This window comes from Flagellimonas nanhaiensis, assembly GCF_003382275.1.
GTDB lineage: Bacteria > Bacteroidota > Bacteroidia > Flavobacteriales > Flavobacteriaceae > Flagellimonas > Flagellimonas nanhaiensis.
In genome coordinates this window covers 18,027-40,548 of the sequence record NZ_QTJX01000008.1, presented here as the reverse complement: position 1 = coordinate 40,548, position 22,522 = coordinate 18,027, and the positions used below count along the sequence as shown (strand labels likewise).

General features: G+C 40.0%; 15 protein-coding genes and 1 tRNA gene. 9 read left to right on the top strand and 7 right to left on the bottom strand.

Annotated elements, in window-relative coordinates:
- Positions 1 to 3 precede the first annotated feature (3 nt).
- From DX873_RS18105 to DX873_RS18090, 4 genes are all read left to right on the top strand, one after another.
- Positions 4 to 963, top strand: coding sequence for an AAA family ATPase (locus DX873_RS18105; protein WP_116185907.1), 960 nt, complete (start codon positions 4 to 6; stop codon positions 961 to 963).
- Between the two features lie 95 nt (positions 964 to 1,058).
- The gene (locus DX873_RS18100; RefSeq protein WP_116185906.1) at positions 1,059 to 3,329 is read left to right on the top strand and encodes an aconitate hydratase; all 2,271 of its coding nucleotides are present in this window, start codon (positions 1,059 to 1,061) and stop codon (positions 3,327 to 3,329) included.
- A gap of 70 nt (positions 3,330 to 3,399) precedes the next feature.
- The gene (locus DX873_RS18095; RefSeq protein WP_116185905.1) at positions 3,400 to 3,960 is read left to right on the top strand and encodes a TlpA family protein disulfide reductase; all 561 of its coding nucleotides are present in this window, start codon (positions 3,400 to 3,402) and stop codon (positions 3,958 to 3,960) included.
- Entirely contained in the window at positions 3,960 to 4,526 is a 567-nt protein-coding gene (locus DX873_RS18090) for a TlpA family protein disulfide reductase (RefSeq protein WP_116185904.1), read from the top strand. The genes DX873_RS18095 and DX873_RS18090 overlap by 1 nt, the downstream gene beginning before the upstream one ends.
- Positions 4,527 to 4,530: 4 nt before the next feature.
- Here the strand turns inward: DX873_RS18090 and DX873_RS18085 are convergent, their stop codons facing one another.
- From DX873_RS18085 to DX873_RS18065, 5 genes are all read right to left on the bottom strand, one after another.
- Positions 4,531 to 4,980, bottom strand: a complete 450-nt coding sequence (locus tag DX873_RS18085) for a sterol desaturase family protein (RefSeq protein ID WP_116185903.1) — start codon at positions 4,978 to 4,980, stop codon at positions 4,531 to 4,533.
- Positions 4,981 to 5,820 carry a phytoene/squalene synthase family protein gene (locus DX873_RS18080; protein ID WP_116185902.1) on the bottom strand — a complete coding sequence of 280 codons (840 nt, stop codon included), beginning with the start codon at positions 5,818 to 5,820 and terminating at the stop codon, positions 4,981 to 4,983.
- Between the two features lie 4 nt (positions 5,821 to 5,824).
- Positions 5,825 to 7,279 (bottom strand): phytoene desaturase family protein, encoded by a 1,455-nt coding sequence (locus DX873_RS18075; RefSeq protein ID WP_116185901.1) that lies wholly within the window; start codon positions 7,277 to 7,279, stop codon positions 5,825 to 5,827.
- Between the two features lie 13 nt (positions 7,280 to 7,292).
- Positions 7,293 to 8,192, bottom strand: a complete 900-nt coding sequence (locus DX873_RS18070) for a MerR family transcriptional regulator (protein WP_116185900.1) — start codon at positions 8,190 to 8,192, stop codon at positions 7,293 to 7,295.
- Positions 8,193 to 8,364: 172 nt separating this feature from the next.
- Positions 8,365 to 8,448 (bottom strand) — tRNA-Leu (locus tag DX873_RS18065).
- Positions 8,449 to 8,818: 370 nt separating this feature from the next.
- Here DX873_RS18065 and DX873_RS18060 point away from each other — a divergent pair.
- Complete coding sequence (locus DX873_RS18060; RefSeq protein WP_232520980.1) at positions 8,819 to 10,594, top strand: serine hydrolase domain-containing protein; 1,776 nt, start codon at positions 8,819 to 8,821, stop codon at positions 10,592 to 10,594.
- A gap of 31 nt (positions 10,595 to 10,625) precedes the next feature.
- Here DX873_RS18060 and DX873_RS18055 read toward each other — a convergent pair whose 3' ends face one another.
- Both DX873_RS18055 and DX873_RS18050 read right to left on the bottom strand, forming a co-directional pair.
- A complete protein-coding gene (locus DX873_RS18055) occupies positions 10,626 to 11,750 on the bottom strand; it encodes a sensor histidine kinase (RefSeq protein WP_181899562.1) in 1,125 nt (374 codons plus the stop codon).
- A gap of 221 nt (positions 11,751 to 11,971) precedes the next feature.
- On the bottom strand, positions 11,972 to 12,748 hold the full coding sequence (locus DX873_RS18050) for a LytR/AlgR family response regulator transcription factor (RefSeq protein ID WP_232520979.1): 777 nt from the start codon (positions 12,746 to 12,748) through the stop codon (positions 11,972 to 11,974).
- A gap of 316 nt (positions 12,749 to 13,064) precedes the next feature.
- Between DX873_RS18050 and DX873_RS18045 the strand changes: the two genes are divergently transcribed.
- The 4 genes from DX873_RS18045 (at position 13,065) to DX873_RS18030 (ending at position 22,521) form a co-directional block, all read left to right on the top strand.
- Complete coding sequence (locus DX873_RS18045; RefSeq protein WP_116185897.1) at positions 13,065 to 16,307, top strand: SusC/RagA family TonB-linked outer membrane protein; 3,243 nt, start codon at positions 13,065 to 13,067, stop codon at positions 16,305 to 16,307.
- A gap of 20 nt (positions 16,308 to 16,327) precedes the next feature.
- On the top strand, positions 16,328 to 18,034 hold the full coding sequence (locus DX873_RS18040) for a SusD/RagB family nutrient-binding outer membrane lipoprotein (RefSeq protein ID WP_116185896.1): 1,707 nt from the start codon (positions 16,328 to 16,330) through the stop codon (positions 18,032 to 18,034).
- A 30-nt stretch (positions 18,035 to 18,064) separates the two neighbouring features.
- Entirely contained in the window at positions 18,065 to 19,018 is a 954-nt protein-coding gene (locus tag DX873_RS18035) for a hypothetical protein (protein ID WP_116185895.1), read from the top strand.
- A gap of 284 nt (positions 19,019 to 19,302) precedes the next feature.
- Complete coding sequence (locus DX873_RS18030) at positions 19,303 to 22,521, top strand: TonB-dependent receptor (protein WP_116185953.1); 3,219 nt, start codon at positions 19,303 to 19,305, stop codon at positions 22,519 to 22,521.
- Position 22,522 lies beyond the last annotated feature (1 nt).

Sequence of the window (22,522 nt, the reverse complement as noted above, 5' to 3'; positions counted from 1 at the left end):
TGCATGTCAGATGTTGTTGCAGTTGAAAACCTGGTTAAAAAGCATCAGGCCTTAAAAGATGAAATTGCCAAGGTCATTGTTGGACAGGAAACAGTGATCGAGCAAATTTTACTTTCCATTTATTCTGGAGGTCATTCATTGCTCATTGGAGTCCCGGGATTGGCTAAAACTTTAATGGTCAACACTATTGCCCAAACCCTGGGTTTAGATTTTAAAAGAATCCAATTTACTCCGGACTTAATGCCCAGTGACATTTTGGGTAGTGAGGTTTTGGACCAAAACAGGAACTTTAAATTCATCAAAGGCCCTGTTTTTGCAAATATTATTTTGGCTGACGAAATCAACAGGACTCCGCCCAAAACCCAGGCAGCCCTTTTAGAGGCCATGCAAGAAAGAGCGGTTACCATAGCTGGTCAACGTTACAAACTGGATATGCCGTATTTTGTTTTGGCTACGCAAAACCCAATTGAACAAGAAGGGACCTATCCACTCCCTGAAGCACAGCTGGATCGTTTTATGTTTGCTATTGAACTCAAATATCCTTCCATTGAAGAAGAAATTCAAGTAGTAAAGTCAACCACCTCTGATGATGAAGTTCAGCTAAGGGCATTGTTCAATGCTGAAGAGATCATAGCAATTCAACATTTGGTTCGCAGAATACCGGTTCCTGACAATGTTGTGGATCATACCGTGAGGTTGGTAAACAAGACACGTCCAGGAATGGAGGGTGCTTCTGATTTTGTAAACGCCTATGTAGACTGGGGTGCAGGACCAAGGGCTTCGCAAAACCTTATTTTGGGAGCAAAGGCCCATGCAGCCATAAAAGGCAAGTTTTCTCCGGATATTGAAGATGTAAAAGCGGTTTCAATGGGGATTCTTCGTCACCGGATTCTTAAGAACTACAAAGCGGAAGCAGAAGGTATCTCTGAAGAAGATATCATTTCCAAATTACTGGAAACATAAAATCAACCCCACTTATTTACCATATTCTAATTCCTAAATCGTTGGTATTTTACTAAATTTACCGAATTACTAAATTCTTAAAATTTAATAGCAGAATGGCTTTTGACATAGACATGATTAAAGGGGTTTACGCCACCATGGGAGAGCGCGTGGAAAAGGCCCGTGAATTAGTGGGAAGACCTTTGACCCTAGCAGAAAAGATATTGTATTCTCACCTTTGGGAAGGTACCCCTTCGGAGCAATTTACTAGAGGGAAGGATTATGTTGATTTTGCCCCGGACAGGGTTGCATGTCAAGATGCCACAGCGCAAATGGCCTTGCTTCAATTTATGCACGCAGGTAAGCCAAAGGTTGCAGTTCCTACAACTGTGCACTGCGATCACCTTATTCAGGCCAAGGTTGGTGCTGAGGCCGATTTAAAAAGAGCGAACGAAACAAGTAATGAAGTCTTTGACTTTTTAGGATCAGTATCCAACAAATACGGTATTGGTTTTTGGAAACCTGGAGCAGGAATCATTCATCAGGTAGTACTTGAGAATTATGCATTCCCCGGAGGTATGATGATAGGAACCGATTCCCATACGGTGAATGCCGGCGGATTGGGTATGATCGCTATTGGTGTAGGAGGAGCGGATGCCGTAGATGTTATGGCTGGAATGGCATGGGAACTTAAGTTCCCCAAACTGATTGGGGTTAAGCTGACTGGAAAACTCTCAGGTTGGACCGCACCTAAGGATGTTATCCTAAAAGTAGCCGATATTCTAACCGTGAAAGGTGGTACTGGTGCTATAATCGAGTACTTTGGTGAAGGAGCAACATCCATGTCATGTACCGGTAAGGGCACCATTTGTAACATGGGTGCTGAAGTAGGGGCCACCACTTCAACCTTTGGTTACGATGAGTCCATGGACCGTTATTTGAGAGCTACTAACCGTGCCGATGTTGCCGACGCCGCATTGGAAGTGAAAGAACACCTTACTGCAGATGCTGAGGTCTATGCAAATCCTGAAAAATATTTCGACCAAGTAATAGAAATTAACTTGGATACTTTGGAGCCCCATTTAAATGGGCCTTTTACTCCAGATTTGGCTACTCCTATTTCAAAAATGAGTGAAGCGGCCAAGAAAAATGATTGGCCTATCAATGTTGAGGTTGGATTGATAGGGTCTTGTACCAACTCTTCTTATGAAGATATTTCAAGAGCAGCTTCTTTGGCCAAACAAGTTTCTGACAAGAATCTTAAGACAAAATCCAATTTTACTATAACTCCTGGTTCAGAACAGGTTCGTTACACCATAGAAAGAGATGGGTTCATTGATACCTTCAATTCTATTGGAGCCACGGTATTTGCTAACGCCTGCGGCCCATGTATCGGTATGTGGGACCGTTATGGAGACAAGGCTGCTGATGGGCCAAGGAATACCATAGTCCACTCATTCAATAGAAACTTTGCCAAGCGAGCAGACGGAAATCCAAATACTTTGGCTTTTGTAGGTTCACCCGAGTTGGTTACGGCCATTGCAATTGCTGGTAAACTGGATTTTAATCCAGTGACAGACAAGTTGATCAATGAAGATGGTGAAGAGGTTATGTTGGATGAACCACGAGGTTATGAACTTCCACCGGAAGGGTTTGCTGTTGAAGATGCGGGTTATGTTGAGCCTATGGAGGATGGAAGCGGTGTAAAAGTGGTTGTTTCCCCAACATCAGAAAGACTACAGCTATTGGAGCCTTTTGTGCCCATTGCACCAGAAAGTCTAAAAGGAGTCAAGTTGTTGATTAAAGCGTTTGGTAAATGTACTACGGACCATATATCCATGGCCGGTCCATGGTTGCGCTATAGAGGGCATCTAGACAACATCGCAAATAATACACTTATTGGAGCTGTAAATGCATTCAACAAAAAAACCAATTTTGTCAAGAATCAGTTGACAGGAGAATATGGAGCAGTCCCTGAAGCACAAAGAGCATATAAAAAAGAAGGTGTAAGAACCATTGTTGTAGGAGACCATAACTATGGAGAAGGTTCTTCTCGTGAACATGCTGCTATGCAGCCAAGACATTTAGGCGTTGCTGCGGTTTTGGTGAAGTCCTTCGCAAGAATTCATGAGACCAACCTAAAGAAGCAGGGAATGTTGGCACTTACCTTTGCAAATGAGAGTGATTATGATTTGATTCAAGAGGATGATACCTTCAATTTTGTTGATATCGCTGACTTTGCACCTGGAAAACCTTTGACGTTGGAAGTAATCCATTCAGATGGAAGTACAGATACCATCATTACTAACCACACATACAATGATGCACAGATCAAGTGGTTCATGGAAGGTTCCGCGTTAAACTTGATCAAAAAGGAAAATGCATAATATTTGAATACATTATCCCAAAAACTCCTGATTTTCTCAGGAGTTTTTGATTTTTAATCAAAGCCTCTAAATGAAAACCGGTAAGAAAACGTTCCTCAATATTCTATTGATTCTTTTTGTGCTTTCCTTTTTTGTAACCCCTTTAGGGTATTATGGAAAAATCATGCTCAATCGTCTCTTTTCTTTTTCGCCTCCTGTTATTGAGGAAGCCCAAAGGGAAAAAATAGGGGATTATGATTGGAAGCTAAAGGATGCTGAATGGGATTTTTTCAATTTTGAAAGGTCAAAAGGAAACGTTGTATTCATCAATTTATGGGCTTCATGGAGACTTCCTTGTGAAGCAGAGCTTGCCAGTATTCAGGAAATGTATGACAAGTACAAGGACAAGATGGATTTCTACATCATTACCAATGAGAACAGGCCTCCGGTGGAAGAGTTCATGACCAAACAAGAATTCACCTTTCCTGTAACCTATTTGATTATTGGAGAAAAAATGCCCATCGACTCCGAAAAAGTTCCGTCTTCCTATTTAATAGACAAAGAAGGAAACATTGTCATTTATAAGGATGGGATTGCCGATTGGAGCTCAAGAAAGGTTTATGATCTATTGGACGACCTAATAGCTGAATAATGGGTTTAAAACTTTCCAAAGAGCAAATAAGCAATGTTGTATGGATTTTGGCAATTGCTTTGATTGTCTTTACTCCGGTTGGATTTCATCTGCGGGTATGGGTTGGTAAAATTTTTGCTACCAGTGCAAGTGTGGTCAATGTAGAGGAACAAGAAACACTTGAAGATTACGATTGGATTTTGGTCGATTCAAATGGACAAAGGTTCAACTTTGAATCAAACAAGGGAGAAGTAATTCTGCTTAATTTTTGGGCAACCTGGTGCCCACCCTGCGTAGCCGAAATGCCAAGTCTGGCAAAATTGCATGCGGATTATGGAGATAAGGTGGTCTTCGCTTTTGTGGCGAATGACCATGTGGACAAAGTTTCTTCTTTTCTTCAAAAAAAAGATTATCAGTTACCTGTATTTTTTGAAGCTTCAAATACTCCCGATTTGTTGGAACACAAAAGCATTCCCACGACTTATGTATTGAGTCGTTCTGGTAAAATTGTGGTAGAGGAAAGCGGTGTGGCCAATTGGAATTCTCAAGCTACAAGAGACTTGCTGGACAAGCTAATTGCCGAGTAGACTATTACTTTTTGAAGTATTTAAAGGGAACCACCAACATACCAAAGCATTCTCCGTCTTTCTTCCCAAGATGTTTATGATGGATTTTGTGCGCCCTTCTTACGCCTCTAGCATACCAATTATTGGCATTTCGGAATAACTTGAAACGTTGATGGATAAAAATATCATGGACCAAAAAATAGGCAATTCCATAAACCAAAATACCGAGACCAAGGGGCCATCCATACCAAAAGGAGGTATAATTGGCCAAAAAGAAAAGGGTCATGCTGATTACGGCATAAAACAGAAAAAAGGCATCATTACGTTCAAACCATGAATCATGGTCCTTTTTATGGTGGTCCTTGTGAAGAGACCATAGAAAGCCATGCATCACATATTTATGGGTAAACCAGGCCATGAACTCCATGAAGCAGAAAGTTCCTAGAAAAATAATTATCCAGAGGGCTATTTTCATTTAGACCAGTTGTAGTTTATAGTTAAGATATGAATGAGCCAAAAGTCCAAATTTTTGATAGTTTGGGACACGGATTCGGGCATTTTTAATCTCCAAGGGAGGCGTGCTCTGCAATTTCTGAAGCAGTTTTTTATAATAACGATACGCTGTATAAACCCCAAACTTGGCTTGTTCTGGTAATTTTACTATTCCTGAATAACCAAGGGCGAAATCTGCCTGGATTTCGTCTACAATCCTTTTTTTAGAAACTTCGTCTAGTTCCGTTAAATTGGTATTGGGGAAATACGTTCGGTTCAACTCTTCATAATCCGCTTTTAAATCCCTTAGGAAATTGACTTTTTGAAACGCAGAGCCCAAAGCCATGGCAGATTCCTTCAATTCTTCATATTTCTCTTTGTCACCGTTAACAAATACGCAGAGACACATAAGTCCCACCACATCAGCGGAACCATAGATGTATTCTTTGTATTCATCATAGGTGAGGTATTCCTTTTTGGTAAGATCCATGCGCATACTTTTCATAAACGATTCCACCAGATGATAAGGAATGTCATATTTATGATAGGTGTGCTGAAACGAGTTAAGGATTGGATTTAAGCTTATTTTATTGGCAAGCGCATCATCCAGGGATTTCTCAAAGTTTTCAAAGAGCTTTTCCTTATCATAATCGTGAAAAGTATCCACAATCTCATCGGCACAACGCACAAACCCATAAATATTATAAATGTGTGAACGTATGGATGGAGCCAACATTTTGGTGGCAAGGGCAAAAGATGTACTGTACGACTTTGTGACGATCTTACTGCAATTGTAGGATACTTGGTCAAAAATTGTTTTCATGTGCTTAAGTTTTTTTTAGAATCAGTTCGGATACCAGTTTTCCGGAAATCAAGGATGGCGGTACACCGGGTCCAGGAACTGTCAACTGCCCTGTAAAAAACAGGTTTTTAACTTTGTCACTTTTTAGGTTAGGTCGTAAAAAAGCCGTTTGGCTCAAAGTATTGGCCATGCCATAGGCATTGCCTTTATAGGAATTATATTGGTCTATGAAATCGTTTACACAAAAGCTCTCTTTAAAGATAATGGATTTTTTGACTGATTGTTCCGTTAGCTGTTCGAATCTATCCATCACAATATCAAAATATTGCTCCCTCAATTCTGGGGTATCATCCAATCCTGGAGCAATCGGAACTAGAAAAAATCCGGTCTCACATCCTTTAGGTGCCATGGATTCATCCGTAACCGAAGGAAAATTGGCATAAAAGAGAGGGTCGGAAGGCCATTGGGGACGGTCATAAATTTCCTGTGCATGTTTTTCAAAATCCGTATCAAAAAACAGATTGTGGTGTTCAATATTTTCGAATTTTTTGTTGAATCCAATATAGAACAGCAGCGATGAAGGGGCGTATACTTTCTTTTCCCAATATTTTTCTGAATATTGTCTGTACTTCTCGTCCAAAAGAGTTTCAGAATGATGATAATCGGCTCCGCTTACCACAAAATCACTTAAGTGATTTTTATTCAAACTTTCAATACCCTTGACGTTTCCTTCGGAAACCAAGATTTTAGTAACCGGACTCTCGGTATGTATTTTAACACCGAGTTCTTCGGCTAAACTCTTCATGGCCTTGATGATTTCGTACATTCCGCCTTTTGGATGCCAGGTGCCCAATCCAAAATCCGCAAAATTCATAAAACTGTAAAATGATGGGGTTTTACTGGGCTTAGCTCCCAAAAAGAGTACAGGAAACTCCAAGGTGGACACCAATTTTGGATTTTTAAATTGTTTTCTGACCTCCTGGCTAATGGTCTTGAAGAAACGGTCCACTCTTAGGACGGTATCCTTAGTGACCAATTCAAACGGAGATAATCCGGGTTTAAGGACCACTTTGTTAATGGCAATGTTATAGTTCTCTTGAGCCTTTCCTATAAACCGTTTGAGATGAACTCCACTTCCGGATTCAATTCTCTCGAACTCTTCACATATTTTGTCCATACAATCACCAATGGTAATGGTATCGTCCTTAAAGAATATTCTATAAGCCGGGTCAAGTTTTTCCAACTCATAATAATCAGAGGTCTTTTTTCCGAAAAACGAAAAGAAATTCTCAAAAATGTCCGGCATCCAATACCAACTCGGTCCAATATCAAAGGTAAACCCGTCCCTTACCAATTGCCTTGCTCTGCCTCCAACAGTGCTGTTCTTTTCAAAAATTTCAACATCATATCCAGCCTTTGCCAGGTAGCATGAAGCTGACAATGATGAGAATCCAGACCCTATGACAATGACTTTTTTCATTACTTCTAAGACATCAAACGGTGTCTAAAAGATGTTCTATTGAATTAAAAACTTTGATACTTGATGGAAGTTCTTCCTTCTTGATATGCTGTATTTGGTGGCCCAAAACATATAGTTTGGAATTTCCAGAAAAATTAAGGGTTCTGGAAAATTCATTGAAGTATTGATTTAGGTCGTCCTTGGTTGGTGATACAGTGAAGTAGGATACAAAGTGAACATTGTCATAATACTTCAGTAAGTCTACCAAATTTTCAATGGGCATGGTCTGGCCAAGATAAATCGATTTATACCCTCTAAGGGTAATCTCATAGTTTATGTACAACAAACCAATTTCATGAATCTCGTTCTCTGGAAGAAACAGCGCAAAAACTTTATCCTTTTTTGTGGGTTCCAGTATTTGGAGCTTTTCTGTATTGATGTATATTTTTTGTTTGATCAAATGCGTAATAAAGTGCTCATGAGCAGGGCTAATGGTATCTGTTTGCCAGAGCAGCCCTAATTCATTCAACAATGGAATAAGAACCTCATTGAAGATTTCCCTGAACGACCTCTCAGCCAAAAGACTATTGTAAGTATTTAAAAATAGCGCCTGGTCAAAATTTACCATTGCCAGTTTAAAAGCATTTATGGCGTGACCTTTCTCACTATTGGTGGATACAATTTCCCTGACCAATACCGGTATCTGCGATTCATCCAGTTTTGCTATTTTGGAAATTTTGTAACCGTTATTGTAGAGCAGAGTAATGTTCAAAAGCTTTTGTAAGCTTCCCAGATTATAGGTTCGTATGTTTGTGGTCGTTCTTTCCGGAGCGAACAGATTGTACCTCTTTTCCCAGATTCTTATGGTATGCGCCTTGATTCCAGAGAGATTTTCCATATCTCTGATGCTGAAGGATTTTTTTACATTGTTCATCTTTTAAGCATAAACGTTAAACAAATTTACACTTTTAAAGATGATTACCTAATGAATCTTTCAAAAATTTAAGCTAGTTTTAATAAAAAGTGCTGATTATGAGAGTTTTTCTGGAATAATTCTTTGTGTTTGGACCTATAAAACAAAAAAACCGCAATTAATTGCGGTTTTGTGCCCACGACTGGAGTCGAACCAGCACGTCCTTTCGAACACTACCCCCTCAAGGTAGCGTGTCTACCAATTCCACCACGTGGGCTATTGGATTTTATTAAATATTGCCGCAAACACAAGTATTTGTTAGCGGACCGCAAATATCGACATAAATTTATCTTTTGAAAAGTTTTTTGGATTTTTCAAAAAGTTAGCTCTTTCACGGATAGATATTTTGCCCACTATAAAGATTGGTGAACAGAATTTTGATCATACCCTTTATGCCTCTGCTATTGGTCGCTTAAATCAGTTTTTTGATACTCCAAATCATTTGATCTACCCCTGCTGTTCGATATATTACCTTTAAAGGATTGGCCTTCCGTTTCTTAAATATAAAATCCGGTGCGGCAAAAAATGACATCTTTCAATGCATGGAAGCGTCGAAGCTAAAAAAACAAGAATATATTTCTTACCAAATGAATTTTGAAATAATAACTCAGGATTTAAACAAATCATCACGCATAAGGTTTTTCTTGGTTCTTGCACTAGTAACTGTAGGCACACATATACTAAACTCTCAGCGTCTTCAAAGAAGTGAAGAATCAAAGGGCACCAGAAACGTTGGACAACAGTATGAAAAGAGAGTAGATAGCCTATTTGCCAATCTTACCACGGATACACCAGGTGCGGCGTTATCAGTTACCATTAAGGGCGACATTATATTTTCCAAGGGATATGGTAGCGCAAACCTTGAATATGGAATACCCATCGATGTGAACAGTATTTTTCATGTTGCTTCCATTTCCAAACAGGTAACAGCATATTTGATTCTATTATTGAATCAGCAAGGTAAATTAGCTCTTGAAGATGATATTCGCGATTATTTGCCAGAGGTGCCGGACTTTGGTGCCACTATTACCATAAAGCATTTAATGGACCACACCAGTGGGTTAAGAGATCAATGGATATTACTTTCCATAGCGGGTTGGCGCTTGGATGATGTTATTACCCAAAACCAAATTATGAGAATGATTGGTCGGCAAAAAGAACTCAATTTTTCTCCAGGAGACGATTTCATGTATTGCAATACGGGATATACGTTGTTGGCAGAAATTATTGAACGGGTATCGGGAAAATCATTTTCGGATTTTGCTCGCGATAAAGTATTTGAACCTTTACAAATGCACAATACTTTCTTTTATTCAGATCATGAGACTATTGTCAAAAATCGAGTTTATTCTTATTACCATGACAGCAACAGCGAATTCAAAAAAAGCAACCTAAACTATGCGAGTGTGGGCGCCACCAGCATGTTCTCAAATGTAGAAGACATTGGTGTTTGGGCCTCATATCTAAATACAATATCGAAAGAAGATTCATTTATGAATCAACAGTTTACAAAATCTGGAAAGTTAAATTCCGGTAAGGCAACCAATTACTCTTCTGGACAGTTTATCGGAACCTATCAAAAATATAGGTCCTTTTGGCATGGTGGGGCAGACGCGGGTTATAGGGCCCATGTTTTACGAATACCCAAGTTGGATTTTTCTGTTGTAGTATTGGGTAATTTTGAAGAATTTGACCCACGAAGTATGGCCAAAAGCATTGCAGATATCTTTTTGGAGGATATAATTAATCCCAATAAAAAAGCCGATGAAAGCACACACAGGTATTCTTTAGAGGATAATGGAGAAGAGACCAAAGATTTAATTGGCAGGTATTTATTTGATTCAGGGGATACCATTAAAGTGGTTGCTGACCAGAATGACTTACTAGTTAAACATTTAGACAAAGAACTTCATTTAAAAAAGATAGCTATAGACGTTTACGGTGATTCAACCAATGGTACTGAAATCGTATTTAAAAGAGATTTCTTTTATAGGGTGATAGGTCTTGAATATAAAAACAAAGTTCAGAAAAGAATAGCATCAAAAGTACTTTTGAAAGATGGGGTTAAATTGAATAGACCTGAGTATGAAGGAAATTATTATAGTGAAGAACTTGGGACTATGTATCAAATCCGTTGGATAGGACATAAATTCATGGTTTTTCATCAAAGGCATGAACCTTTTGAGCTGAGGCCCATGGACTCCAATAATTTTATTGGTAATGAATGGTTTTTCGATAGCGTGGAGTTTATTCGCGATGATAAAGAAGACATTACCGGTTTCGAGGTAACCTTTGGGGGGGTCCGAGCACTTCAATTTTTAAAACTTAATGGAGAAGGGCAAATTATCCAAATTGAAAACTGACCTCTCTTTTTAGTATTGATAGGTCTTTGCCTCACTTTTCATTTAGATCGTCAATATTCGGAATTAGAATGATTTGATATACCACTTTGGATGAAACCATGTCGTTGTAACAATTCAATTGATAGTCTTGCCCATAAATGGCCCTCAACCTTTCATCAATGTTTTTTATTCCTGTTCCTTTTTTCTTCATTTCCGTCAGGTTTTTATCCAATGGGGTTCCATTGTTCCTGACCTCTATGACCAATAATTTGTTTTCGTCAATGGATATTTCAATTTCAACAATCAATGACTGATGAGTGGCAGAATATCCATGTTTCACAGCATTTTCCACTAGAGGTTGTATGATAAGAGGAGGTACCTGAATACTTTTGGGTTCCAAATGTATTTCCTTTTTAATGCTCAATTGGGCCTGAAAACGGGTTTCAATAATATTGAGATACTTATCCAATAACTCCAGTTCGTGCTCCAAAGAAATGAGTTTATGTTCGTGGAGATTGACCGTGTTGTAGAGATATTCGCTAATATCGGCAATCATGTCTTTGGATTTTTCCTTGTCGATGTCTATTAAGGCTGAAACACTATTCAGGGAGTTGAACAAAAAATGCGGATGAAGCTGGTTCTGAAGAGCCAAAGTTTTGGCCTCATGGAACTTTTGCTGAATGATGTTCTTTTTTTCGCTTTCCGCAAGTGAACTTTTAATATAAAAGTAGGTGTAGATAATAAAGGTTATGGTGAAATACACCAGTAGGTTATATTCAAAATATTGGATAAAATTAAACCGTAATCTCTCAAGGTTAAAGCCCCTCCTGTGCGGAAGGTTATCTATTATAGTTGCCAATTGATGTAAGAAGGTCATTAAAGCCCCAAAAATCAGGGCACAAAAAAGATGTATGGGGATGATATAACGCCAAGAAGTTTTTCGTTCGATAAGACTCTTGATCAAATAACTGATTAGAATGGCAAACCCCATGACACCCATCCATTCCAAAATCATACTAATAATAATATCGGTCCAGGTGACAAAGCCCAGTAGTCCTACAAATACTTTCAAGTAAATGGTCTTGATCATTGAGATTATGGTGAGCCCAGTATAGAACAAGGCAAGTAAAACCACCAATTTTCTCTCTATAAAGCCTTCAGATTTTGTATTGAGCATTTCAGCCATTACGAATTTGGTATTTGTTAAGAGGGTTTTCGGGCCCTAACTTTTATACAGCATAAATCATTAAACCTTCCATTAAGATCAGAAAGTAGGGGACACAGATCATTTGTTCCTTTTCGTGGGCTTGGGGCAGGTACATTTACTATAACAATTTATTATTTCTCAGTTTTAAATTGTTTTGAATTAGCTATTAAAGCCGGCCCTGTGTCGGCTTTTTAATTTATCCCCAATTTTGAAAAGAAAGTCTTTTTGTATCCCTTACTTACCCTGATTAAATTATGGTCAACCATTTTAACATCTAGCTCTCCATAATTGGAATAAACCAGTTCCTCTATAAAATCAAAGTTGACAATAGATGAGCGGTGTATTCTGGCAAAAGATTGATGTTCCAATTGTTTGATAAGATTGGTTATGGATTCCCGAAGCACATATTTTTTCTTTAAGGTGTATATTTCCGAATAATAACCGGAAGCCAAAATATATTTGATTTCGGAAGTCGCTATCAGATTGATTTTATTGCCCAACTTAACTGGAATTTTGGTCAAGTTTTGATCTGCACTTCTAGCACTTTCCTTGTTTTCTAAATATTCTAACAGCTTGGATACTTTTTCATCATATCCTGGACTTTTTCTGGAGAAATATTCTTCAACTTTTGACAGCGTTTTAAAAAAACGTTCATCCTTAAAAGGCTTTACCAGAAAATCAAAAGCAAAAACGTCGAAAGCCTTTATGGCATGTTTGTCATAAGCCGTAACAAAAATGAAAATAGGATTGTATTCAAGACCTTTAACTATATCAAAACCAGTTATATTGGGGAAATTAATATCCAAAAAAACCAAATCTGGCCTTAGCTCATTGATTTTTTCCATAGCCTCTTGCCCTTGGTTATAGCAACCAATAAGATCAAACTTTTTGTTGTCTTTTAAAAGCAATTCTACTCGCTTGGTCGCTAAAATTTCATCGTCTGCAATAATGGTCTTAATCACCGCCATCCATAACCTTTTGAGATTTAAAAGTAACAAATATCGCTGTCAGTGCAAATTTGGTTCAGAGCCTTAAAATCAGGTATAAGCTTTTTTAAATCAGAAAATTGACGCTTTAAATCATTATATGGCTGTTCACATCAAATTGTAAACCAAAGAAAGAATGAAGCCTGTCTTTGGAAAACTACCAGAATTTCGTCAAATGGCCGAACAGAGCGGAATTTAGGCCCCTCACTTCATCAAAACACGACTAGAGTTCATTAAATCTGAGAGCGTATCACAGGACTTTACTTTTACTCGATAACTAATAAACTCTAAAATAAAAATGAGAAACAGAATTTACTTGATTTTCCTGTTCTTTCTGGCCTATGTTGCTATTGGCTATGGACAGGAAAGAAAAATTACAGGTACTGTCACCGATGAAAGTGGCTTACCGTTGCCTGGTGTGAATATTATTGTAGAAGGTACCACAACAGGTACTCAGACCGATTTTGATGGGAATTATTCCATCTCTGCTTCGCAAGGTCAGGTTCTACTCTTCACATATATAGGACAAAGAGACGAGAGACGCACGGTAGGTGCAAATAATGTGATGAATCTGCAAATGCAGGAGGACACACAGGCCCTCGAAGAAGTGGTGGTAACCGCCCTTGGTATTAAAAGGGAAAAGCAGGCCTTGGGATATGCCGTAGCTGAAGTAGGAGAAGATCAATTGGCGCAACGCCCCGAGGGTGATGTGGCCAGGGTTCTTCAAGGAAAAGCCTCTGGGGTACAGATTACAAACCAGAATGGTTTATCCGGTTCCGGTACTAACATTATTATTAGGGGACTTTCTACTTTCAGTTCCAGTAACCAAGCACTGTTTATTGTGGATGGTGTTCCTTTTAGTACGGATACCAATTCACAGGGAAGAGGAGGAGAAACTCAGGATTTCATTAATGGAAACAATGGGTCGAGCCGGTTTTTGGACCTTGACCCCAACAATATTGAAAGTGTTAACGTACTGAAAGGTCTTGCTGCGGCTACACTTTATGGTTCCCAAGGTAGAAATGGTGTTATTCTGATAACCACTAAAGGGGGTAGTGCTTCATCCGGCCCTAAGAAAACCGAAATAACAGTAAATACTTCTTATTTCATAAATGAAATAGCTTCCTTGCCAGACTACCAAGATCAATATGGTAACGGTTTTGACCAATCTTTTGGTTGGTTCTTCAGCAACTGGGGTCCAAGTTTTGATCGAGGTGGAGCAGCTGGATGGGGAAATCAAGCTGCAATTGATGAAAATGGCACCTTGCCACATCCATACTCCACATCAACATCTGCAATTCAAGCAGCTTTTCCTGAATTTCAAGGAGTTAGATACCAATGGAGGCCTTACGATAGTGTAAGGAAGTTCTTCCGTCAGGGAGGTGCAGCTACGCTAAACCTTAATGTTAGAGGAGCATCAGAAAATGGAATGATTTCATATAACATCAACTACGGGCATCTAAACGATAAAGGATTTACACCCAACAACTCCGTTACAAGGAATACTTTGGGAATTGGGGGTAATGCCAAGCTTACCAATAAATTTACGGTAAGCGGTACGCTTAATTTCTCTAGGACCAAATATGTATCACCACCGGTGGCTCTAAGTTTGGGTAATGGCGCCCAGGGTTCAGGTTCTTCTGTGTTTGGTGATCTGTGGTTTACACCTAGGAGTATTGATGTTCAAGGTCTTCCTTTTCAAGATCCTATTACTGGAGGTAGTGTCTATTACAGACAGAACAATTCCATTCAGCATCCGCTATGGACTGTTTACAATGCAGAAACATCCCAAGAAACCAATAGAGTTTTTGGTCAGGCTTCTATTCAGTATGACTTAAACGATAACCTTAACATCATTTATAGAGCAGGAGTTGACGTCTATAGTGAAAACAATGTCACTTTTCAAAATAGGGGTGGGGTAAACAGTAACAGTAATGATGTAAGATTGGCCAGTGGTTTTTATGAAACCTGGAACAATACCAACACCATTTGGGATCATAATTTGGTGTTCAATGGGGATTACGACATTACGGAAAAGATTGGTACCACCTTTAATATAGGGGCCACCTCCAGAAGAGAAGTTTTTGACCAGAATGGAGTTGCCAGTGACAATCAGCAGGTTTTTGGCGTATTGAGGCATTTTAACTTTCTCAATTCCTTGCCAATTCAGCTTTTTGCAGAGCGAAACCTTGTAGGGGTATACGCCCAGGCTGATTTTGACTACGACAATATTTTCTACTTGACCTTGGCGGCAAGAAATGACTGGGTTTCCAATTTTTCAAAAGAAAACAGATCTCAGTTCTATCCCAGTGCCAGTCTTTCATTCATTCCAACTGCAGCTTTTGATGGGCTTAAATCTGAAAATGTCCTGAATTATCTAAAGATAAGGGCAGGATTCGGTTCTTCGGCCAACTTTGAATCTACCGCTTATCCTATAGCAAACACCCTGATCATGAATGTTAGGGACACCCAAGATGAAAATGGGGCTAATGTTGTTTCCAATACTTCGCCAGCAAGATTTGGAAATCCCGACTTGAAGCCTGAGGTTTTAAATGAAATTGAATTAGGAATAGAATCACGTTTCTGGAATAATAGAATCACTTTAGATGGTTCTGTTTACAAGCGTTTCACCAAAGATTTGATTATTGATAGACCCCTTGGGCCAGAGACTGGTTATACGGTAATCGCTACCAACATTGGAGAAATAGAATCTGAAGGTGTGGAAATTGACCTAGGGGTCAATTGGATTCGAGCTAAGAATGAAGGTGGGTTCAACTGGGACACCAATGTCAACTTTACGGCCTACGAGACTACTGTGACCGATTTAGGTTTGGATACAGACAAGGTAATCTACTCTGGATTTAACAACCTTGGAAATGTTGCTATTGAAGGGGAGCCTTTAGGAGCCCTTTTTGGAAGTAAAATTTTAGTCGACGACAATGGTAATGATGTTATAGGATCCGATGGATTTTATGTGCAAGATCCAAATGATGCGGTAATAGGAGATCCTAATCCGGATTGGGTGGCCAATGTTAGAAACAGCATTTCTTATAAAAACTTCACTCTTGGTTTCCAATGGAACTATACGCAAGGTGGAGATATTTACTCTTCAACAATCTCCACTCTTCTTGGAAGAGGACTTATCACTGAAACTTTGGATAGGGAGGACTCCTTTGTACTACCTGGAGTAGATTCCAACGGGAATACCAATAGATTACAAATCAACAACTCTGATTACTTCTTTAGTAACATTCTATTTGGACCTAGCGAATTACAGGTGTACGATGCTACCACTATTAGGCTTCAAGAAGCCTCTTTGGCCTATTCACTCCCTAAAAAGTTTTTGGACAAAACTCCATTTGGAGCTCTAACATTTACGGTTTCAGGACAGAACCTATGGTTTAGGGCGGTAAACATGCCCAAAGGAGCAAATTTTGATCCAAATACAGCTGGCTTAGGTGTGACCAACGGTCAAGGATTCGACTTTCTTAACGGGCCTAGCTCCAGAAGATATGGTTTAAGCATTAAGGCTTCATTCTAAGAACAAAAAAAATGAATAAGATGAAAAACATAAATAAATATTTAATCGCAATTCTTAGTGGGGTCTTGCTTGGTATGGGTTCATGCGAGACCACAGAGTTGGATATAACCGATAATCCAAATGCTTTGGTGCCAAGCCAGGCAAATCCAGACTTTTTGCTGACTTCCATCCAGGAAGATTTTGCAAGACATTTGGAAGGTACGGCGGCAACAGAGGATAACTTTCTGTCGACCAATGATGGGCTCAACGAAATAGGTATGGAATTGGTCCGTACTGCCCATTTAAGTGGTAGAAACTATCAGAGTACGTTTCAAGGAAATGCATTTGATGATGAATGGACCAACGTGTACAGAGGAATACTTGCCGATATAGTGGCGCTTCAACCCTTGGCGGAAGAAGCTGGACTGGTGCATCATATTGCTATTGCCAAATTTATTGAAGCCTATGTAATTACTTCAATGGTGGATTTCTTTGGCGATATTCCCTATTCCGAAGCCATTCTTTTGAGTGAGGGAATACAAAATCCGGTACAAGATGCCGGTCAGGATATTTACAATGCAGCTATTTCTCTATTGGATGAAGCTATTTCCAATTTTAGGGCAGATGCTCCTGTAGATCCCGTAAACGATTTCTTCTACGATAATGACTACGACAAATGGGAACTGGCGGCTAATACGCTCAAGCTTAAGTTGTATTTGCAGACCAGATTGGTAGATTCCAATGCTGCTGCCCAATTTGATGCAATCATAAGTTCCGGAAACTATATCCAGGATACCGAAGATGATTTCCAATGGGCATGGCCTGCAAGCAGTGCCAGTAATCCAGATACCAGACATCCTCGATATGGAATCAACTATGCCTCTGCAGGGGCCACAGATTACTCGTCTAACTGGTTGATGAACCTTATGGACACTACAGATGATCCTAGGATTAGGTACTATTACTATCGTCAGGCAACTGCAGTACCTGGTGCAGAGATTCCACCAGATGAGCAGCTGTTGCAATGCTCTTTGGAACTACCGCCACCGCACTACACTGATGGAGGTTTTACTTTCTGTTGGTTGCCTAACGGATATTGGGGTCGTGATCATGGAGATAATGATGGTACCCCACCAGACGGATTGTTGAGAACCACTTGGGGGGTATATCCTGCAGGGGGAAGATTCGATGATAGCTCGTTTACGGCTATAGCTCAAAATAACGATGCAGGCTCTTTTGGAGGTAATGGAGTTGGGATTTCCCCAATATTAAGTGCCTTCATGGTAGATTTTTATAGAGCTGAAATGGCTTTGGCCTCAGGCGATGAAGCTTCCGCAGAATCCTTTTTACAGGAGGGGTTGAACAAACAAATTGCAAAAGTCCAGTCTTTTGGAGCATTGGATGCCAGTGCTGATTTATCCTTGGAACCATCGGCTGCAGAGGTGACCAGCTATATCGGTACCGTGATTGGCAATTTCAATGCGGCTGATGCCAATGGTAAATGGAATGTACTGGGTGAGCAGTTTCTCATATCCTTCTATGGAAATGGAGTGGACCCCTATAATTTTTATAGAAGAACTGGATTTCCAACAACCGTACAGCCCAATAGGGAAACAGACCCAGGGCAATTCATGAGATCCATGTACTATCCTGCGATATCCGTGAATTCAAATTCCAGTGTATCGCAGAAATCCACCAACGCTGAACCCGTTTTTTGGGATAACACTAGCGGTCCAGTCGCCAATTAAAATAGAGCTATGAATATTAAAATAAGAATCATGAAAAAAAGCATATTATACTCAACAGCCTTGTTGGCATTTTTACTGGGCAGTTGTAGTTCTGATGATAAAAAAGTTGACACTGTTCAAGCCACAGTGGAACGTGGTGCTGTATTGAGGACCCTCTCAATTTCAGGAAGCGCACTTGATGTTTTAGACACATCTGCAACTACTACCATTGAATTGGAAGAACAAGACCATCTAGATGGCGAGTTGTTATCAGAGGTTAGGGTTTTTGTAGACTTGGATGATAATACAGAGGACGAAACCACAACGACCACTGAGGCATTTGTAAAGACCATTCCTTCTTCAGATTTCAGTGTGGGTGAATTTGGCTTGCCTCGTGGCACGCTTTCCATTACCCTGGGAGAGATGGCCTCGGCACTGGGACTGGATTTTGGGGATTATAATTGTGGTGATGCCTTTCTCTTAAGATTAGAACTGGAACTTACTGATGGTAGGGTATTTTCTAGCGATGATGTGACAGGAACGGTGCAAGGTGGGTCTTTCTTTTCCTCGCCTTTTCAATACAGGGTTAACCTAATAGCTCCATTGCCATCAGCGGACCTGTATACAGGACAGTATCAATTGACGTCTTTAGCACCAGGTATTTTTGGGGTCAACGATTTTGTTGATGCCGAATATACCCTAGAAAGTACTGGAAATACCATCAGAGTTATAAAAGACGCATTTACTTTTGCGGCTTTCGGACCTTTTGGTCCAGTGGATATTGAGTTTCAATTTATTTGTGGAGAAATTGTCATGAGTGCTGCTCAAGGAATGGGAGCAGGATGTGGTGGAACCATACAAAGTGGCCCGGCCTTGGTCGACAACAGTACCTACGATTTGGCAAATCCAGATGATACGGAGTTCATTATCAATTTCACTTCTGATGAGACGGATGACTGTGGAACCGGAGGAGCTCAAGGTTCCATAAGGCTGACAAAGATATAGTTAGTTAGAGTATACATTTTTAAAGAGTGGATTGGTCATTGGAATTTTCTCCAAATGGTCGGTCCGCTTTTCATTTTTATAGCCCTTGAGCAGCAATCCGCGGAGGAATTTGGTGTGTAAAAAGCTTTGTAAGCAACTATTTAAAAGCCCAAAACAGGGCGCTCATAGCAGTATATATGCCGCTTATAGCAAAAAGGGTATATCTCACTTCACTTAACCTTCGATTAACAAATAACAATAGGGGATAGATGAATTTTATCACCAAATCTGTAAACAACAAACTAATGAAAAACAGAAACTTAGCACTTGCTCTTTTATTTTTTCTTACTCTTCTGTCTTTTGGTTATGGACAGGGAGTTACCACCTCCTCCATAGGAGGAAGAATATTGGATGGAGATGGTGAACCTCTACTTGGAACCAATATTAAGGTAACGCATTTGCCTTCAGGCACACTATATGGGGGCACCACCGATTTTGATGGATATTTTAGGGTCACTGGAATGAGACCGGGAGGACCATATCGGGTGGAGGTATCTTTTATGGGTTTTGATGATTACGTAGAGGAAAATATCTTCTTACAACTGGGTGAATCCTATAGGATAAATACTCAACTAAATGAAACCACAACCGCTTTGGAAGGTGTTGTGGTAACCGCACAATCTAGTGGAGTTTTCAATTCCAATAGAACTGGGGCCGAAACCAATATCAGTAATAGATTGATACAGACGATTCCTGCAGCTTCTAGATCGATTGCTGATTTTGTCCGACTCACCCCTCAAGCACAGATCAGGGAAGGAAATGATGGGTTTACGGTCTCACTTGGTGGTCAAAACAACAGGTACAATGCAATTTATATTGATGGTGCAATAAACAATGATGTTTTCGGTCTGGCAGGCTCAGGGACTAATGGTGGGCAGACAGGGGTTAACCCATTTTCTGTAGATGCCATAGAATCATTTCAGGTGCAACTGGCTCCTTTTGATGTAAGGATTGCGGGTTTCTCCGGGGGATCTATAAGTGCGGTAACACGCTCGGGAACCAACGATTTTAAAGGATCGGCCTACTACTTTTTTAGAAATCAGAATTTAGTCGGAAAAACTCCTCCTGATAATGTTGGGGAGGACGGTGTTCGAGAAAAACTGAATGATTTTTCTGCAAAGACATTTGGATTTAGGGTTGGAGGTCCTTTGGTGAAAGACAAGCTTTTCTTCTTTGTCAACTATGAACGTCAAGATGATGAAACCCCTCAACCTTTCAGCATTTCCAACTATGTTGGAGACACTGATGCACAAGGACTGACGAGCTTAAGTTCGTTTTTGCAAAACACCTATGGATATGATCCAGGTGGGTATGATAATAATACCAGGACATTGACCAGTGACAAGATTACGGCAAAGTTGGATTGGAATATCAATGACAACAATAAAGTGTCTATAAGACACAGCTATGTAAAGGCCGATAATCTTGAGGCCAGAACATCTGGCAATTTTAATATTGGTTTTATCAACGGTTCTGAGTTTTTTGAATCCATTACCAACTCCACGGCATTGGAATGGAATGCCAGAATTGGGAATCGTATGGCCAACAAATTGGTCGTGGGTTATACGGCGGTTCGAGATGACAGGGACCCTTCTGGAAGCCCCTTTCCATCAGTGGATATTTTTGATGGTAGCGGAAGAATCACATTTGGTGCGGAACCGTTTTCAACTGCAAACTTGTTAAATCAAGATGTATTTACCTTGACCAACAATTTTGAGATCTATTCTGGTAAGCACACCTTTACTCTAGGTACGCACAATGAATATGCGAAGGTCAAAAACTTGTTTTTTGCCTTCAATTATGGGGACTATACCTATAACAATGTGACAGATTTCATCAACAACGAAAACATAAATTTCTACCAACATGGGTATTCCCTAGTGGGTGATGGAACAGTTGGCGATGAGTCAGCCGGTGCTTCTGAGTTTAATGTTTGGCAATTGGGACTTTATGCGCAAGATGAATATCAAGTGACAGAGAACTTTAAACTGACCGCTGGTCTACGGTTCGATTTCCCTATTTGGGAGGACGGGAATGTGAATGATGACTTCAACAATAGGACCATTCCACTTTTAGAGGCTGAAGGAAAAGATTTGCAAGGGGCTCAGGTTGGAAAGGGTGTTAATACCACGGTTCATGTCTCTCCCAGGATTGGATTTAATTGGGACGTAAATGGAAACCGGGAAACACAAATACGGGGTGGATGGGGAATGTTTACTTCCCGATTGCCATTGGTATGGCCCGGCGGGACCTACAATAATAATGGGATTACTGGTGGATTTGCCGCTAGCTTCAATATCTCTGATGAAGTTACTTTCAACCCTAATGTAAACAACCAACCCGTAAATGTTGAACCTGGAACTGGTGGTGTAGGGGGCAATGTAGACTTGTTTGCCGAGGATTTTAAATTGCCCAAGGTCTGGAAAGCTAATTTGGCGATTGACCAAAAACTTCCATTTTTTGGTTTGGTAGGATCTTTGGAGGGAGTTTATAACGACAATATCAATGCGGTTTTTTATGAAAACCTGAATATCAGGGGACCTGTAGGGTCCTTGAATGGTGCGGATAACAGACCTTTTTATGACCGTAACGATAGGATAGATCGTACCTACGGAGGTGTTTACCTTGCTTCAAATACGGATGAGGGATCTTCATGGAACTTTAGCGCCACTTTAAGAAAACCCTATATAAATGGTTTCTCTGGAAGTGTTTCTTATTCGTACGGAGACGCAAGGGCCATTTTTGATGGGACTTCATCCCAAAACAGCTCCCAATGGAGAAACTATCAAACCGTGAACGGAAAAAATTCAAATTTACCGGTTACCCGATCTGATTTCTCCCAAGGACATAGAATTGTTGGGAATTTCTCCTATGAGTTCAAATGGAATGACAACATTAAAACCACCTTGGCTCTTTTTTATGACGGAAACCAGGCTGCTCCATTTAGTTATATTTATCAAGAAGGGGCAGACCTTCTCAATGATGATTCCAGAGATAATGCTTTGATCTATGTACCCAGGAATGCGGGCGAGATCAATTTGGTAGAAAGCAATGGTCTCACCCCGGAAGAACAGTGGCAAGCGTTGGATGCATTTATTGAAAGCGATGATTATTTGCGAGGCCGCAGAGGTAATTATGCAGAAAGAAACGGGGACAGGGGACCTTGGAGCCATGTAGTTGACCTGAAGTTCATACAAGATTTTTCACTTAACCTTGGAGGTAATACCAAACATGCCTTTCAGTTTACTGCTGATATCTTCAATTTTACCAATTTCCTGAACAAAGATTGGGGGCAACGCAGGTTTATAAGACAGGTTGGTTTAATAAGGACCGAATCTGGGGGTGAAGACCCCACATTTAGTTTTAATCCAAGTATCGTTGAACAGTTAGAGCAGATAGATGATGCCGGTATTCAAAGTTCAAGATGGCAAATGCAACTTGGATTAAGGTATAACTTTAACTAGA